This is a genomic window from Nocardia albiluteola, assembly GCF_018860155.1.
GTDB classification, from domain to species: domain Bacteria; phylum Actinomycetota; class Actinomycetes; order Mycobacteriales; family Mycobacteriaceae; genus Nocardia; species Nocardia albiluteola.
In genome coordinates, this window is sequence record NZ_JAHKNI010000004.1 from 386,042 (window position 1) to 400,947 (window position 14,906).

13 protein-coding genes are annotated in these 14,906 nt (G+C 70.1%); 7 read left to right on the plus strand and 6 right to left on the minus strand.

Annotated features, from left to right (window positions below; translation table 11 throughout):
* Positions 1-131: 131 nt before the first annotated feature.
* The gene (gene obgE / locus KO481_RS14900; protein WP_215917690.1) at positions 132-1,592 is read left to right on the plus strand and encodes a GTPase ObgE; all 1,461 of its coding nucleotides are present in this window, start codon (positions 132-134) and stop codon (positions 1,590-1,592) included.
* Positions 1,593-1,842: 250 nt separating this feature from the next.
* Entirely contained in the window at positions 1,843-2,970 is a 1,128-nt protein-coding gene (proB, locus tag KO481_RS14905; protein ID WP_443677996.1) for a glutamate 5-kinase, read from the plus strand.
* Positions 2,971-3,100: 130 nt separating this feature from the next.
* Here proB and KO481_RS14910 read toward each other — a convergent pair whose 3' ends face one another.
* From KO481_RS14910 to KO481_RS14920, 3 genes are all read right to left on the minus strand, one after another.
* Entirely contained in the window at positions 3,101-4,126 is a 1,026-nt protein-coding gene (locus KO481_RS14910; protein WP_215917691.1) for a hypothetical protein, read from the minus strand.
* Positions 4,123-4,497 carry a hypothetical protein gene (locus KO481_RS14915; protein ID WP_215917692.1) on the minus strand — a complete coding sequence of 125 codons (375 nt, stop codon included), beginning with the start codon at positions 4,495-4,497 and terminating at the stop codon, positions 4,123-4,125. Before KO481_RS14915 ends, KO481_RS14910 begins: the two co-directional genes overlap by 4 nt.
* A 478-nt stretch (positions 4,498-4,975) precedes the next feature.
* Positions 4,976-5,680 carry an ESX secretion-associated protein EspG gene (locus KO481_RS14920; protein ID WP_215917693.1) on the minus strand — a complete coding sequence of 235 codons (705 nt, stop codon included), beginning with the start codon at positions 5,678-5,680 and terminating at the stop codon, positions 4,976-4,978.
* 362 nt (positions 5,681-6,042) lie between these two features.
* Here KO481_RS14920 and KO481_RS14925 point away from each other — a divergent pair, with 362 nt between their 5' ends.
* Together KO481_RS14925 and KO481_RS14930 are read left to right on the plus strand one after the other, a co-directional pair.
* Entirely contained in the window at positions 6,043-6,522 is a 480-nt protein-coding gene (locus KO481_RS14925) for a DUF4254 domain-containing protein (RefSeq protein WP_215917694.1), read from the plus strand.
* Between the two features lie 130 nt (positions 6,523-6,652).
* Positions 6,653-7,141, plus strand: a complete 489-nt coding sequence (locus KO481_RS14930; protein WP_245400905.1) for a pyridoxamine 5'-phosphate oxidase family protein — start codon at positions 6,653-6,655, stop codon at positions 7,139-7,141.
* A 6-nt stretch (positions 7,142-7,147) separates the two neighbouring features.
* Here the strand turns inward: KO481_RS14930 and KO481_RS14935 are convergent, their stop codons facing one another.
* Both KO481_RS14935 and ligD read right to left on the minus strand, forming a co-directional pair.
* Positions 7,148-8,077, minus strand: a complete 930-nt coding sequence (locus tag KO481_RS14935; protein ID WP_215917695.1) for a D-isomer specific 2-hydroxyacid dehydrogenase family protein — start codon at positions 8,075-8,077, stop codon at positions 7,148-7,150.
* Between the two features lie 273 nt (positions 8,078-8,350).
* A complete protein-coding gene (ligD, locus tag KO481_RS14940; protein WP_215917696.1) occupies positions 8,351-9,328 on the minus strand; it encodes a non-homologous end-joining DNA ligase in 978 nt (325 codons plus the stop codon).
* Positions 9,329-9,768: 440 nt separating this feature from the next.
* Between ligD and KO481_RS14945 the strand changes: the two genes are divergently transcribed.
* Together KO481_RS14945 and KO481_RS14950 are read left to right on the plus strand one after the other, a co-directional pair.
* Positions 9,769-10,404 carry a maleylpyruvate isomerase family mycothiol-dependent enzyme gene (locus KO481_RS14945; RefSeq protein ID WP_308166614.1) on the plus strand — a complete coding sequence of 212 codons (636 nt, stop codon included), beginning with the start codon at positions 9,769-9,771 and terminating at the stop codon, positions 10,402-10,404.
* Positions 10,405-10,571: 167 nt separating this feature from the next.
* Positions 10,572-11,051, plus strand: a complete 480-nt coding sequence (locus tag KO481_RS14950) for a DinB family protein (RefSeq protein WP_245400906.1) — start codon at positions 10,572-10,574, stop codon at positions 11,049-11,051.
* Between the two features lie 16 nt (positions 11,052-11,067).
* On the opposite strand, the gene KO481_RS14955 is transcribed toward KO481_RS14950, so the two are convergent.
* On the minus strand, positions 11,068-13,155 hold the full coding sequence (locus tag KO481_RS14955) for a RecQ family ATP-dependent DNA helicase (protein WP_215917918.1): 2,088 nt from the start codon (positions 13,153-13,155) through the stop codon (positions 11,068-11,070).
* A gap of 770 nt (positions 13,156-13,925) precedes the next feature.
* On the opposite strand from KO481_RS14955, the gene KO481_RS14960 reads away from it, so the two are divergent.
* Positions 13,926-14,789, plus strand: coding sequence for a hypothetical protein (locus tag KO481_RS14960; protein ID WP_308166615.1), 864 nt, complete (start codon positions 13,926-13,928; stop codon positions 14,787-14,789).
* Positions 14,790-14,906: the final 117 nt, after the last annotated feature.

A 14,906-nucleotide genomic window follows, 5' to 3' on the forward strand; every position in this document is an offset into this window, starting at 1 on the left:
GTTCGCTCCACAAGCTTTTTCCGAAGCGGGTCAGGGTTTGTCAGAACCCCTGGCCCGCTTTGCTGTCTACAGGTGCCGCTCGTCCGGGTGGCGTTGCAAACGAACAGTCCTGAAGGAGGATGATCACCGATATGTCCAAGTTCATCGACCGTGTCGTCTTGCACGTGCACGCGGGCAAGGGCGGCCACGGATGTGCCTCGGTGCGTCGTGAGAAGTTCATGCCGCTGGGTGGACCCGACGGCGGTAATGGTGGCAACGGCGGGGATGTGATCCTCGAGGTCGACCCGAACGTGCACACCCTGCTGGACTTCCACTTCCATCCGCACGCCAAGGGCGGCAACGGCAAGCCCGGCGAGGGAGGCAACCGCGACGGGAAGCAGGGCCAGGATCTGCTGCTGAAGGTGCCCGACGGCACCGTCGTGCTGGGCCCCGACGGCGAGGTAGTGGCGGATCTGATCGGCGCGGGCGCGACGTACGTGGCCGCGCAGGGCGGACGCGGCGGGCTGGGCAATGCCGCGCTGGTGTCCAAATCGCGCAAGGCGCCCGGTTTCGCGCTGCTCGGCGAGGACGGGCAGGAGCGCGATCTCGTCCTCGAGCTCAAATCGGTAGCGGACGTGGGGCTGGTCGGCTTTCCGTCGGCCGGCAAGTCCTCGCTCGTCTCGGTGCTGTCGGCGGCCAAGCCCAAGATCGCGGACTATCCCTTCACGACGCTGGTGCCGAACCTCGGCGTGGTGCAGTCGGGTGACACGACCTTCACCGTGGCCGATGTGCCCGGTCTGATTCCCGGTGCGAGCGACGGCCGCGGCCTCGGGCTGGACTTCCTGCGGCACATCGAGCGGTGCGCGGTGCTCGCGCACGTGGTGGACTGCGCCACCCTGGAACCCGGGCGCGATCCGGTCTCGGACGTGGACGCGCTCGAGGCCGAGCTGGCCGCGTACCAGCCCGCGCTGAAGGGCGACGCCGGTCTGGGCGATCTGGCCGATCGGCCGCGCGTGGTCATCCTGAACAAGGCCGATGTCCCCGATGCCGACGAGCTGGCCGACTTCGTGACGCCCGAGTTCGCCGAGCGCGGCTGGCCCGTCTTCAAGATCTCCGCGGTGAGCCGGGAAGGCTTGCGGCCCTTGACCTTCGCCCTGGCCGAGATGGTGGCGCAGTACCGAGCCGCGCATCCGAAGGCGGAGCCGAAGCGGCAGGTCATTCGCCCGGTCGCCAAGGGCGACAGCGGTTTCCGGGTCATTCGGGATCCCGAGGTCGAGGGCGGGTTCATTGTGATCGGCGAGCGGCCCGAGCGCTGGGTGCACCAGACCCAGTTCGACAACGACGAGGCCGTGGGCTACCTGGCCGACCGGCTGGCCCGGCTCGGTGTCGAGGAGCAGCTGGTCAAGATGGGTGCCGAGCCGGGCGCGTCGGTGACCATCGCGGATTACTGCTTCGACTGGGAGCCCGCGATTTCCGCCGGGGTCGAGACGCTGCTGACTCGTCGCGGCGTGGACCCGCGCCTCGATCAGAGCGACCGCATCTCGGCCGCCGAGCGGAAGCATGCCTCCCGGGTTCGCCGTGGTCTGGTCACCGAGGACGAAATATCCGAATGATCGCAGCGCGTCGCATTCGTTGCAGGGACCCGCATTCGTTGCCGGGCCTCCGAACGGACGCGGCGGTCCGGGCAGCGGGTGACCCCGGCCTGCCCTCGATGCCCTCCGCGTTTCGTCAGCGAAATGCGTTCTCCCGCCCGGGTAGTCCGCCGCCGCGCGGTGTGATCTGCGCGACGGACTCGTGCGGGCGGCGGCATGCGGAAACTATTGTGGTGCTGATCGGTTCGGGTGAAGGTTGATGAGTTCCGGTATGACACAGGTGGATTCGGACAGCGAGTTGAGTGAGGCGCGCCGGGCGATCGCGTCGGCACGCAGCGTGGTGGTCAAGATCGGGTCATCGGCGCTCACGAGCCTCGAGGGCGGGCTGGACACGGGCCGGCTCGATCGGCTGGCCGATGCCGTCGAGGCGCGGATGCGCGCGGGATCCGATGTTGTCGTGGTGTCCTCCGGCGCCATCGGGGCGGGCATCGCCCCGCTCGGGTTGTCCTCGCGGCCGAAAGACCTGGCGACCAAGCAGGCGGCGGCGAGCGTCGGGCAGCTGGCCCTGGCGCATGCGTGGGGGACCTCCTTCGGACGGTACGGCCGCACGGTGGGGCAGGTGCTGCTGACCGCCGGTGACTTCTCCCGGCGCGAACATCACCGCAACGCCCAGCGCACCCTGGACCGGCTGCGGGCGTTGCATGCGATCGCGGTCGTCAACGAGAACGACACCATCGCCACCGACGAGATCCGCTTCGGCGACAACGACCGGCTGGCCGCGCTGGTCGCGCACCTGGTCGGCGCCGACGCCCTGGTCCTGCTGTCCGATGTGGACGGCCTCTACGACGGCGACCCGCGCAAGGGTTCGGCGACCTTCATTCCCGAGGTGCGCAGCAGCGCCGATCTGGACGGGGTGATCGCGGGCAGCGGCGGCGCGCTCGGCACCGGCGGCATGGCCTCGAAACTGTCCGCGGCGCGGCTGGCCGCCGACGCCGGGGTGCCGGTGCTGCTGGCCGCCGCCGCCGACGCCGAGGCCGCGCTGAGTGGCGCGAGCGCCGGGACGGCGTTCGCCGCGCGCCCGGTTCGCCTGTCCGCCAGGAAGTTCTGGGTCCGCCATGCCGCCGACAGCCGCGGCGCCGTCCTGCTCGACGACGGTGCGGTGCGCGCGGTGGCCGAGCGCCGCCACTCGTTGCTCGCCGCCGGCATCACCGGCGTACGCGGCCGCTTCTACGGCGGCGACGTCGTCGACCTGATCGCCCCCGACGGCGCGGTGGTCGCCCGTGGCGTCGCCGAATACGACAGCACCGAACTGCAGACCATGATCGGGCGTTCCACGAACGAACTCCCGGAAGGCATGCAGCGCCCCGTTATTCACGCCGACGACCTGGTCAAGGTGTAACGGTTTCCCGTTCCGGCAGCTTGTGCCGGGATGGCATCCGGACGGGATCGCCGCGCACGGACGGACTAGTCGTGAGGGGTCCCTCACACGGCGGCGGCGATCCGCCGCTTCGCGCGCCGCACCGCCAGGTTCAGTGGTCGGGAGTGACGCCGGACTGGCCCGGGGCGGGTGCTGCCGTGCTGTTCGGGATGGGACCGGTGATGCCCGGCTGACCGCCCGGGTCGTTGAGGGGTGGGCCCGCCGGTGTCGCGGGCGCCGGAGGTGCTGGGGGGCTTGATGATTCGGGTGCTGCGGGCGCGGGCGCTGCGGGCGCGGGCGCTGCGGGCGCAGGCGCTGCGGGCGCAGGCGCCTGTGGGGCGGGGGCCGTCGACTGTGGGGCGGGGGTAGGCGTCTGTGGGGCGGGGGCCGTCGACTGTGGGGCGGGGGCGTGGGTGGTCGGTGGTGGTGCCGTGTTCGGGGTCGACTGTGACGGCGCGGGAGTTGCTGGGGGAGTGGGGTTTTGCGAAGGCTGCTGTTGGTGGGGGGCGGAGGGTTGCTGCTGGGGCAGATGTTGTTGCGGCGCAGTGGTATTCGCGTGCGGGGTGCTCGGGGTGGTGGCGCCCGGGAGCTCGGGGGGGTCGGGTAGGGCCGGAACGCCGGTGCCCGCCACCGAATATGCGGGTTTGTAGATCATGTTCATCGCCATCACCGCCTCTTGGCGCAGCGTCTCCTGGACCTGCTGGGCATCGATGACGCGCGCGCCCTCCAGGACGCGGGCAATGGCGCCGATCGGTCCGGCCTCGCCGGGCGGGGCCACGGCAAGCTTCACCGCCTCGGCCGCGGCGGCCACCGCACCCAGCCGGCCGCCGACCTCGGCCATCACCTCGGCCAGTTCGTCCAGGGCGGCGGCGAGGCTGCGGGCGCCGGCGCGCGCGGCGTCGGCGGCCGCGCCCTCCCAGCCCGCCGAATTCATCACCTGGTCACTGGAATTGCCGGTGATCGGCATCGACCCGGCGATGGCGGCGGCGCTCTCCAGCCACACCGTCGACGCCTGCAGAATCTGCGCGGCATCAATCTGCTGGGCCTTCGCGTAGATCTCCTGCGGCGGCATCGACTCGAAATGTTCCATCGCACTGATGTATTCGGGGTCGCTGCGGCGCGGTTGCGCGGCGCTCATCGGAGTAGCCTCGACGAGATTGCCCGCAGGGCAGCGGCATTGGCGGCGTCGGCCTCCGCGTACAGTCCGCCGCTGATCAGGAAGGCCTCCTTCATCCGGTAGGAGGCCGCGATGTACCTGTCCAGCGCCTCGGCGGCGTCGCGGGCCTTGCGGGCGAACCCGGCCTGCAACTGCTGCGCGGAGAAGAAGCCGCCGAAACCCTCCAACCGCGACGCCGACTCCAGGTTCTGCTGTAACGACAGCAACCTCTCGGCCTGGTCCTCGTACAGCGCGGCGCAGCTGCGCGCCGCGTCCGTGTCGAAACGTACTGTGCCGGTCCGTGCCGCCTGCAGGAATCGGGCGATGTCGGCCTGGCTGGAATCGGTCGTCACTGCGCACCCCCTCGGGCTCTCCTCGGTCGTGCCCAGCCTAACGGCACCGGGGCCGGGCCGGGATGTGAAACGATGTCGTTGCACTTCAGCACAGCATACGTTTGTGCAGGTGTGCCGCGTTTTCCGGATCGCGCGGACGCGGCAGATCGGCGCTGTGCCGGACACGGCGCGGTATGCGCGGCCGCCGGGTAATCGGTCGTCGTCATCGCGGAATGCGCTTCTGCAGGTGGGCGGCGATCTGTATGTGCGGCTGCCGGGTGATCGGTCGTCGTCATCGCGGAATGCGCTTCTGCAGGTGGGCGGCGATCTGTATGTGCGGCTGCCGGGTGATCGGTCGTCGTCATCGCGGAATGCGCTTCTGCAGGTGGGCGGCGATCTGTATGTGCGGCTGCCGGGTGATCGGTCGTCGTCATCGCGGAATGCGCTTCTGCAGGTGGGCGGCGATCTGTATGTGCGGCTGCCGGGTGATCGGTCGTCGTCATCGCGGAATGCGCTTCTGCAGGTGGGCGGCGATCTGTGGGACCGAGGCGGGCGCCAGATGAACCTGATCGCCCGCGCGGATCAGGTAGCGGCCGTCCCCGGCGACGTCGATCCAGGTGTAATAGACCGGTGCGGGCGGAGTCTCGCGGTCCAGCCGCGGTTCGATGCGGATATGCCCCTCGGCGGTATGGGGTTTGAGCAGCAGCCGCCGGATGCGGGGCGCCACCGGGTCGGCGGCGACCACGGTCTCCTCGTCGCGGATCGCCTCGGCGGCGGCCGTGCGTGCGGGCTCCCGTCCCGGCGGGGCGTCCGGCAGCAGCGCGGCGATCCGGTTGCCCAGCTTGGCACTGTGTCCGATCGAAATATGTACGTGTCCACCGAAATCCGCGGACGGCCCGGAGTCCTGCACGGCCAGCACCGCATGGTCGTAGACGGTGGCGCCCAGGGCTCGGATCTCGCTTCCGGGCGTGTGCCCGCCGCCGATGGCCACCACCCGGGTGTGCGGGCGGGCCAGAATGCGCAGGCACGCAGACAGATCCGGATCGTAGCCCGACGGCAGGCGGCCCTGCAGCTCTCCGTGCAGCGCCTCTGCCTGTGCCTCGGTGTGCGGGCTTTCCAGGATCCGGATCGGGAACGGGTGACGGTCCAGGCCGGTCTCGCGCCAGATGTGTGCGAACTCATCCGGGGTGAAAGACCAACTCACGCTGAAACACACCTTTCACCCGAATCCCCCCGAAGCCTGAACAAGCGTAACGGTGTCCCGCACCGGCGGCCAGGCGGTGTGCGATCCCGGTCCCAACGGTCACCGTTGGGCCACCGAAAGGGCAGTGAGAGGGCCGCCGGGAACGTGCATGCTGGAATGTGCACCCGGTGCCGCAGTAGATGTCCCTTCGCGATTGCGGCGCACCGGATCCGGCGCGGCCCGCCCTTGCCGCGCCGGGCTCGCGGTCCGGTACCCGTGTGTGCGGTGCCGGGTGCGCACACAGAGTGATAGCGGGCGCGGTGCGGTCTGCAAGGGGTTGTGCAGACCGCTCCCGCACGCCGCAGTCCTGGGAGGTACACGAGGTGTACGTACCGCAACCCGGCGATCCCCAGAGTTGGGCCGGTGGTCCCGGCGCCGCTCTGCCCGATTGGCACGAGCTGCTCGCGGCATTCTGCGGGCACATCGGCGACGAGCCCGACACCCATCCGGTGACCGGCTGGGCCCGCGCACTTGCCGAACTGCATCTGGCCAGGCGTGACTTACCGTTGCGCACCGCCGAAATCGACAGCCGCCGAGCCGAACTCATCGTGCGAATCGACGACTGGGTGGGTCGGTACATCCGCGGTCCGCACGCCCAATCGCTGGGCTCGCTGGTCGACGGCATGGCCGCCGCGCAGGTACGCGCGATCGCGCTGCTGCGGACGGCGGACGACGCCGCCGACGAGCGGGTGCACGCGGCCTGGTTCGCGCTGGCCGAACTCGCCGACGGCTGGACGGATTCAACTAATGAGCCCGATTCCGCGGCGCGCCGGATCGGACGGTTCCGCGCCGCGGGACAGTGATCCGCGTGCAGTCGCCGGTCGCCACCGTAACTTCGGCCGTTCGGATATCCGGGGTTTGATCGGGGCCGCTTTCGGGAATCTTCATGTGACCCGGAACAACAGGTTCATGATCAGCGGGGCGGACATCGCAATGAACAGCCGAGCCGAGGAGTACCCGAGGCCGTCCAGCGCAACCGGGCCGGGCGGGATCATGTCCGATGGGGGTCCCCGAGCGCCACAGTCCTCCCGCGACCTGACATCGGCGGAATCGCTGCGGCGGCTGGCCCTGGTGCCGTTCGGCCGAATCGTGTTCTCGCGGTACGCATTGCCGACCATTCGCCCGGTCAACCATCTCGTCGACGGCGAGACCATCGTGGTGCGCACGAATCACAGCGCGACCCTGTCCGCGGAGCGGCAGGTGGTCGCGTACGAGGCCGATCGCATCGACGAACACACGCGTCGCGGTTGGTGCGTGATCGTCACCGGGACAACCGAAATGATCGAGGATCCGGTCGAGGCGAAGCGCTACCGCGAGCGGCTGCGGCCGTGGTTGCCGGGGCCGGGGGACCACATCGTGCGGATTGTCCCGGACATGATCACCGGGCTGGAGTTCATCGATCCGGACGGCGCGGTTTCCTAGGCGCCCTCAGTAGCCGGCCGCAACGTCGATACGGGCGAGCAGCTCGCGGCCCTGGACGAAGCGGGACACATTATCGGTCACGTGCTCGGCGAAGGCGACGCTGCGCAGCTGGTGGGGATTCGAATCGTGCGGGGTCACCATCGCATTCGGCAGATCCCACAGCGGGTGGCCATCGGGCAGCGGTTCCGGATCGGTGACGTCCAGCCCGGCCCCGGCAATCGTGCCCGCGCGCAGCGCCTCGACCAGCGCGTCGGTGTCGACCAGGCTGCCGCGGGCGATATTGATCACCCAGGAGGTCGGCTTCAGCCGGGCCAGCTCGGCCCTGCCGACGAGATGGCGGGTCTCCCGCGTGGCGGGCGCGGCCACCACCACATGATCGACGCGCGACCAGATCTCCGAGAGGCGATCGGCGGGAACGGTTTCCACCACGCCGGGCCGGTCGATCGGTGCGCCGGAGCGGTTCACCGCGATCACCCGCGCGCCCAGCGGCGCGAGCATGTCGATCAGCTCGCGGCCGATTCCGCCCGCGCCGACGACCGCCACCGTGGCGCCGCGCAGGGTGCCCATCCGCGGGGCCAGCTCCTTGTGGCGCCAGCCGCGGGCGGCCAGGTGCGCGGGCAGCTGGCGCACGCCGGCCAGCAGCAGCATCAGGGTGTGCTCGGCGACGCTGTGGGCGAAGGCGCCTGCCGCAGAGGTGAATACGACGTCGCGATGGCGGTCGAAGACGGGTGTGCCGAACCATTCCTCCACGCCGGCCGAGAACAGCTGCACCCACTCGATGCCCGCGGGCAACCGGTCCGGAAATCCGGCAGGGCCGCCGTTCCAGATCAGCGCGCGGGCGCGGTCGAGCTCGGCCGGTTCCCCACCTGCCGCGGTGATCGCCTTCTCCAGCAGCGGGGTGCGGGTCGGGCCCAGCGCGATGGGGGTGGGCGTCATGGTGTCTCCTGTACGTGCTCGGGGCGGTCGGTTTCGACGGTAGCGGGTGTGATCGGCGGCGGCACACCGGCCGCTGATCGGCGTGGGACGCGTCGTGCGGGGCCGAATGCCGGGGTGAGGTGAACCGGTGTGCGACCGTCCGGCGGCGCATGGCGTGGGGACGGGTGCCGCGGTGAGCTGAACCGGCGAGCGACCGTCGGGCGGTGTATCGCGTGGGGACGGGTCCCGGGGTGAGCGGCGTCCAGGGATGCGATTGGCCGTGGGGGTGGCGGGCTAGACCTGGTCGGCCGTGTCGGAGTCCTCGTCGAGGTCGACCTCGACGTTCTCGCGGTCGGCCCATTCCAGCAGGGGGGTGATGTCGAAGACCGCCTCATCTATCCCGGCGTGCAGGTCGCCCAGCTTCGCATAGCGCGCGGGAACCGTCGTGATGGTGAAGTCGCGGGGTTCGATGTCGGGGACCTCGTCCCAGCGGACCGGGGTGGAGACCGTGGCCTGGGGATTGCCGCGCACCGAGTAGGCGGCGGCGATGGTGTGGTCGCGAGCGTTCTGGTTGTAGTCGACGAACAGCAGCGAGGGGTCGCGGTCGCGCCGCCACCACGTGGTCGTCACGTCCTCGGGGGCGCGGCGCTCGACCTCGCGGGCGAAGGCCAGTGCGGCCCGGCGCACGTCCTGGAAGCCGTACTCCGGCGCGATGCGCACGTAGACGTGCAGGCCCTTACCACCTGAGGTCTTCGGCCACCCGACCGCGCCGAGCTCGTCGAGCACCTCGTGCACGACCCCGGCCACCCGCTGCACCCGGGACCAGGGGCAGTCCGACATCGGGTCCAGGTCGATGCGCCACTCGTCGGGCTTCTCGGTGTCGAAGCGGCGGGAATTCCAGGGGTGGAACTCCACGGTCGACATCTGCACCGCCCAGATGACATCGGCGAGTTCGCGCACGCAGAGTTCGTCCGCATGCCGCCCGTAGCGTGGAAAGTACACGCGCACAGTGGGAATCCAGTCCGGTGCGCCCCCGGGCAGCCGCTTCTGGTGGACCTTGCCCCCGGGCAGTCCCTTCGGGAATCGGTGCAGCATGCACGGCCGGTCCCGCAGCGCGTTCACGATGCCGTCGCCGACGCTCAGGTAGTACTGCACCAGGTCGAGCTTGGTGGCCCCGGTATCGGGGAAGTAGACCCGATCCGGATTGGACACCCGCACCGAATGATCGCCGACCGTCAGCTCGATCGCCGGCGACGCAGACTTACTGGCCACCCGCCCGACAATAGCGACTCGATCATGTTCGCATCGCGCTAACACGGAACCGGGGCGAGGCGGGCGGTGTCCGACTCGGTTGTGGCGGCGGAGTAGCTCGGGGCACGACCGCCTCGACGCCGGTGGCCCATCGGGCGCCACCGGCGCCAGGTGCACGGCTGCGCGCCTAGGCGAGTCGCCGGTGCATGGCGGGCACCTGGACTGCGGACAGGCCGCTGTTGAAACGACCTTGGCCGCCTGATCGACTGTCTGGATGCCCTGCGGCGTTTGATGTCCGAGTCCGGGCCCGGGCGCCCGCGCGGACCGAGTACGGCGGTCGCCGCGGTCGATGAGTTTGCAGGGGCGGCGCCGTCTGCCTTCTGAAGCGCAACCGTGTGGCCGCTGGGCCGCGCGGCTAGGTTATCGGCGGGCCGGCCGGCTCGGAGCAGGAGGATTCTCGGGTGTCGGATGTCGTTACGAGCGATGAGCTCTGGGCCATGGCCCATACCGAACGGGCGGCCCTGGCCGACGATCTCGCCGGCCTGGACGGCAGCGAGTGGGCGCGGCAGTCGCTCTGCGGGCGCTGGACGGTCGAGGAGGTGGTGGCCCACCTGACCGCGGCGGCGAGTACGGGCCGGCTGGCCTGGCTGGCCAGTGTCGTCCGGGTCCGGTTCGATTTCGACAAGCACAACGAGCGTCAGCTGGCAAGACATCGCGGCGCCACCCCGGCCGAGACGTTGGAGCGGTTCAAGGCGATCCGTACCAGCACCACGGCGCCGACCGGGCACACGGCGGCGTGGCTGGGGGAGGTTGTCGTGCACGCCCAGGACATTCGGCGACCGCTGGGGATGCCGCGCCAGCCCTCGATCGAAGCCGCGACCGAAGTCGCACGTTTCTACGCCGGTCGCAACTTCACTGTTCCCAGCCGGACCATGATCGAGGGGCTGCGCCTCGAAGCGACCGACGGTCCCTTCGCGGCCGGATCCGGTCCGATGGTGAGCGGCACGACGATCGCGCTGACGATGGTGATGGCGGGCCGCACCGCCTATCTCGACGATTTGACCGGGCCGGGTGTAACTACGCTGCGCGGACGTTAGGCGGAGTGAATGGTGTGTCACCCCAACGGGTGTGCGCCATGCACTCGGGGCCACGCTGTGCTGTGATTCGAGGGTGTCGAGTGTCCGGCAGCCACGTGGTCCCCTCCGCGTCGGCACCAGCCCGAGTACTGTGGCCCCTCGGCCCGCCGCATGACAGGAGACCTCTGTTGGGTTCGTTCGATGTGCTGCTGGACGACGAGCGTACCCAGCTCGACGCGTTCATCGAGGACTATCGCACCGCGATCGAGGCGACCCTCGACGGACTTACCGAGGAACAGGCTCGCCGTCGGCTCGTTCCTTCGGCGACGACCTTGCTCGGGTTGCTGAAGCACGTCACGTGGATGCAGCGGGTGTGGTTCGAGGAGTGCGTGGGTGGCACGTCTCGCCGGGAGCTCGGGCTGGTGCAGAGTCCGGACGAGTCCTTCCGGCTCGCGCCGGACGACACCATCGCCTCGATCGCGGCGGCCCACCAAGATGCCTGCGCCACGGCCCGGAAAGTGGTCGAGGGCCTGCCGCTGGACACCGTCGTGACCGGCCACCGGGGCGGGCCTCGCACGCTCAGCTGGGTGTACCTGCAAGTGTTGCGGGAGCTCGCCCAGCATTGCGGGCACGCCGACATCCTGCGCGAGCAGATACTGGCCGAGTGAATTCTCCCGGCCTGGTCTAACTGGGTGTGGCCAGGGCGAAGGGCAGGACCGCGGGTGCCCCGGCGAGCCGGAGGCTGTGGGCGGCGAGGGTGAAGGTCCACCCGGTGTCGGTGAGGGCGTCCACCAGCAGGATCGGGCCGTCGAGCTCCGTGAGGTCCGGGGCCTCCCAAGAATCGAAGAGGGCCGCTACGCGGTGGGCCGAATTGGCGGCCGAGACCGGCGGGCGCCCCGGGCGCGGGGGCAGGGTGCCCAGGTCGCGCAGGCGGCCGATGCGAGCCAGGCGGGCGGCCAGATCGGCGGTCAGGCGCGGATGCGTCCGCGACGGCAGGGCCAGCACCGCGGTGGGGCGCTGGGCCCAGGTCCACTCGCGCAGCACGGCGATGCAGGCATCGACGATGTGATCGGGGACCGGATCGTCGGGGCCGTCGAGCAGGGGGCGCAGCCGCTGACCCCAGCCCAGGTCGCTCAGGCGGCCCAGCACCCGGCCCGTCTCGGCGCCCTCGGTGATCTTGCCGGACAACGGAACTCCCAGCTTCGCCATGCCGGACGGCCATTGTTTGCGCGGTGACAGGTCGATGCCGGGCCGATCCAGGCGGGTGCGGATGGAGGCCAGATCGTCGGTGTCGACCGTCGTATCGGCGCGGCGGCCCGTGCAGTTGTCGCAGCGGCCACATGCCGAATCACCCTGCAGGGCCGGGTCGTCCAGCTGGCGGCGCAGGAAGCTCATCCGGCATTCGGTCGTCGACTGGTAGTCGATCATCGCCTGCTGCTCGACCTCCCGGGCCGCCGAGAGGCGTTCGTAGCGCTCGGTGTCGTAGTCCCAGGGCCGTCCGGTCGCGAGCCAGCCGCCGCGCACCCGCCGCACCGCGCCGTCGACGTCGAGCACCTTGAGCACCATCTCCAGCCGGGACCGATTGAGCTCGACCAGCGGTTCCAGCGCGACGGTCGACAGCGGGCGTTCGGTATCGAGGGCCTCCAACACCGCGCGGACGATGTGTTCACGCGGAAAGGCAACGGAGGCAAAGTAACTCCAGATGCGCCTGTCCTCAGGGCCCGGCAGGAGTACCACTTCGGCGCGGGCGGTGGCGCGGCCGGCGCGGCCCACCTGCTGGTAGTAGGCGATCGGGGAGGAGGGCGCGCCCACGTGCACGACGAAACCCAGATCGGGCTTGTCGAAACCCATCCCGAGCGCCGACGTGGCGACCAGCGCCTTCACCTCGTTGTCCAGCAGGGCCTGCTCGAGGACCTCGCGCTCGGCCGGATCGGTCTGGCCGGTGTACGCCGCGACCCGGTGGCCGTGCGAGCTGAGCACATCCGCCAGATCGTGCGCGGCCGCCACGGTGAGGGTGTAGATGATGCCCGAGCCGGGCAGCTCGTGCAGATATCGGCTGAGCCAGGCGGTGCGGCGCACCGCATCCTCGATGCGGACCACCGAGAGGTGCAGCGACTCGCGATCCAAGCTCCCGCGCAGAACCAGTGTGTCGGTGCCGATTTGGGCGGCCACATCGGTGACGACCCGGTCGTTCGCCGTTGCGGTCGTGGCCAGCACCGGGACATCGTCGCCCAGATCCGCGATGAGAGTGCGGATGCGGCGGTAGTCGGGCCGGAAGTCGTGACCCCAGTCCGAGACGCAGTGCGCCTCGTCGATGACCACGAGCCCGGCATCCGCGGCCAGCTTGGGCAGCACCGAATCGCGAAAATCCGGATTGTTCAACCGCTCCGGGCTGACCAGCAGCACATCGACGTCGCCGGCGGCGACCTGGGCGTGGATATCGTCCCACTCGGTCATGTTGCCCGAGTTGATCGTGGCGGCAACGACGCCCGCCCGCCGCGCGGCGGCCACCTGGTTGCGCATCAGTGCCAGCAGCGGCGACACGATCACCGTCGGCCCGCGCCCGGACGCCCGCAGTAGTTTGGCGGAGATGAAATAGACCGCCGACTTGCCCCAGCCGGTGCGCTGCACGACCAGCGCCCGGCGCCGCTGCCGCACCAGCGCCTCGATGGCGGTCCACTGGTCTTCCCGCAGCCGGGCGCCCGCCCCGGCCAGCTCGCGCAGCAGCCCCTCGGCGGATTCCCGCAGCTCGGTCGTCGTCATGCCGCCCATCGTGCCCGACCCCACCGACACCCATCCACTACCCTGCGCATCCGCACCTTTTCGGTCGTCGTGTTCAAAGTATTCGCAGCGGACGGTTCCGGCTGCTGACCGGCCGCGGTGTCCGGTCCGGCGCCCGGCGTTGCGAAGAATGCGACATCTCGCCCGCGGGTGCGGCCGTGACCTGGTCATATGACTACGGAACCGGATCGGCGAACCCCACGTCGAACTAGACGAAACGATCTGCAGCCACTTCGTACGGGGAGGTCGAGCGTGAAAAAGAGTCAGGGATGCCGCATCTCGTGGCGCAACGGAATCAACCCCCGCCCGCCGCGGGTAGGCCGCGGCCATCGGCCCGGTGAGCTCTGCGAGCGGCTCACCCCGCGGCCCACTCGGCGCCCACCGAGTCAGGAGGGGTGCGAATGAACGCCACCGCGCCGCGGTCGGCGCCCTCCTTGTGCGCGCACGGTCCGCTCGCTGCTCCGGACAGGACGCGTTCGGATGCGCCGGGCTGTGGCGCCGAGAGATCGACAGGTCGCTGCGGTGACGCCGTTCCGGCGGCAAGTGCCCGGGTCCGCGATCAGCCGTGTGACGCGGTTCCGGCCGGGAGTGTCCGGTCTTGGAACGGGCAGCGCGATGCGGTTTCGGCCCGCAGCGCCCGGGCCCAGGACCGGCAGCGCGAAGCGGCGAACCTGGAGGGTGGCGGGGGCCATGCCGTTGACGACGAGATTCGACGCAAGTGTGCGGTGCCGACGTGGAAGCGAGTGCGGCGCAATGTATGCGTGACCGCGGAATCTCGCGCGGCGCTGAGCCCTGTTGCCCGCCATCGGCTGCTGGCCGCCGCGGCGCTTCCCGCGATGGCCGCGGACACGGTGCTGAGCCACCAGTCGGCGGCGGTGGTCTACGGTGCGCCGGTGTGGAGCGTGTCGCTCGATCGTTTGCACGTCACCCGCAATCGACGGCACGGCGGCCGAATCAAGCCGCACGTCACGGTGCACTGCGCCCCACTGGAATCCGCCGCCGAGGTGGACGGCATGCTGCTTACCACGCCCGCGCGCACCATCGTCGACCTCGGGCTGACTCTGCCCTTCGGCACCGCGGTCGTGGCCGGTGATCGACTGGTCCGCGAATTCGGTATCACCGCAGCCGATCTCGCGTCCGAACTGGAATTCGCCAGATACCGCCGCGGCATCCAGGCGGCGCGGCGCGTGGTCGATTTCCTCAATCCGCACAGCCGGAGCACCGGCGAGTCGATCAGCCGGATCATGCTGCGAGGCCTTGATCTGCCGATGCCCGCACCCGACGGCGAGGTATTCACCCGCGACGGTCGCTTCCTGGGCCGGGTCGCCTTCTACTTCGGTGACAGCGGCGTCGTCGGTGAATTCGAGGGCAGCGCCATTGCCGAGAGCCCCGTCGACGCGGCGCTTTCGCAGCGGATCCGATGGAATAGACTGCGTGACAACGGATTCCAGGTGGTCACGTGGACCTCGAGCGAGCTGGCCGCCAACACCGTCGCTGTTCGCCTCCTCGCCGCCTTGGCGGATACCCACCGCCCCTCCGGTTACATTCGCCAGGCCGCTCTCCCGGACCCTCGGCCACTGCACATCAGGAGACTCCACGTGCAACCCGCAAACGACCACACCTGAGCAGCGCGACAGATGCGAGGGTCGCTAGCCTCATGGCGCGTCGAACTCCGCCCGCCCGGCCGGAAGCGTTACGCGAGGCCCGCACCCGCGCGGGCGTTTTCGAGCGGTCGGCGGTGA

Excerpts from the sequence above, each read along its gene's own strand:
- obgE (WP_215917690.1), top strand. The coding sequence starts at position 132 with ATGTCCAAGTTCATCGACCGTGTCGTCTTGCACGTGCACGCGGGCAAG.
- proB (WP_443677996.1), top strand. The coding sequence starts at position 1,843 with ATGACACAGGTGGATTCGGACAGCGAGTTGAGTGAGGCGCGCCGGGCG.
- KO481_RS14910 (WP_215917691.1), bottom strand. The coding sequence starts at position 4,126 with ATGAGCGCCGCGCAACCGCGCCGCAGCGACCCCGAATACATCAGTGCG.
- KO481_RS14930 (WP_245400905.1), top strand. The coding sequence starts at position 6,653 with ATGAACAGCCGAGCCGAGGAGTACCCGAGGCCGTCCAGCGCAACCGGG.
- KO481_RS14935 (WP_215917695.1), bottom strand. The coding sequence starts at position 8,077 with ATGACGCCCACCCCCATCGCGCTGGGCCCGACCCGCACCCCGCTGCTG.
- KO481_RS14955 (WP_215917918.1), bottom strand. The coding sequence starts at position 13,155 with ATGGGCGGCATGACGACGACCGAGCTGCGGGAATCCGCCGAGGGGCTG.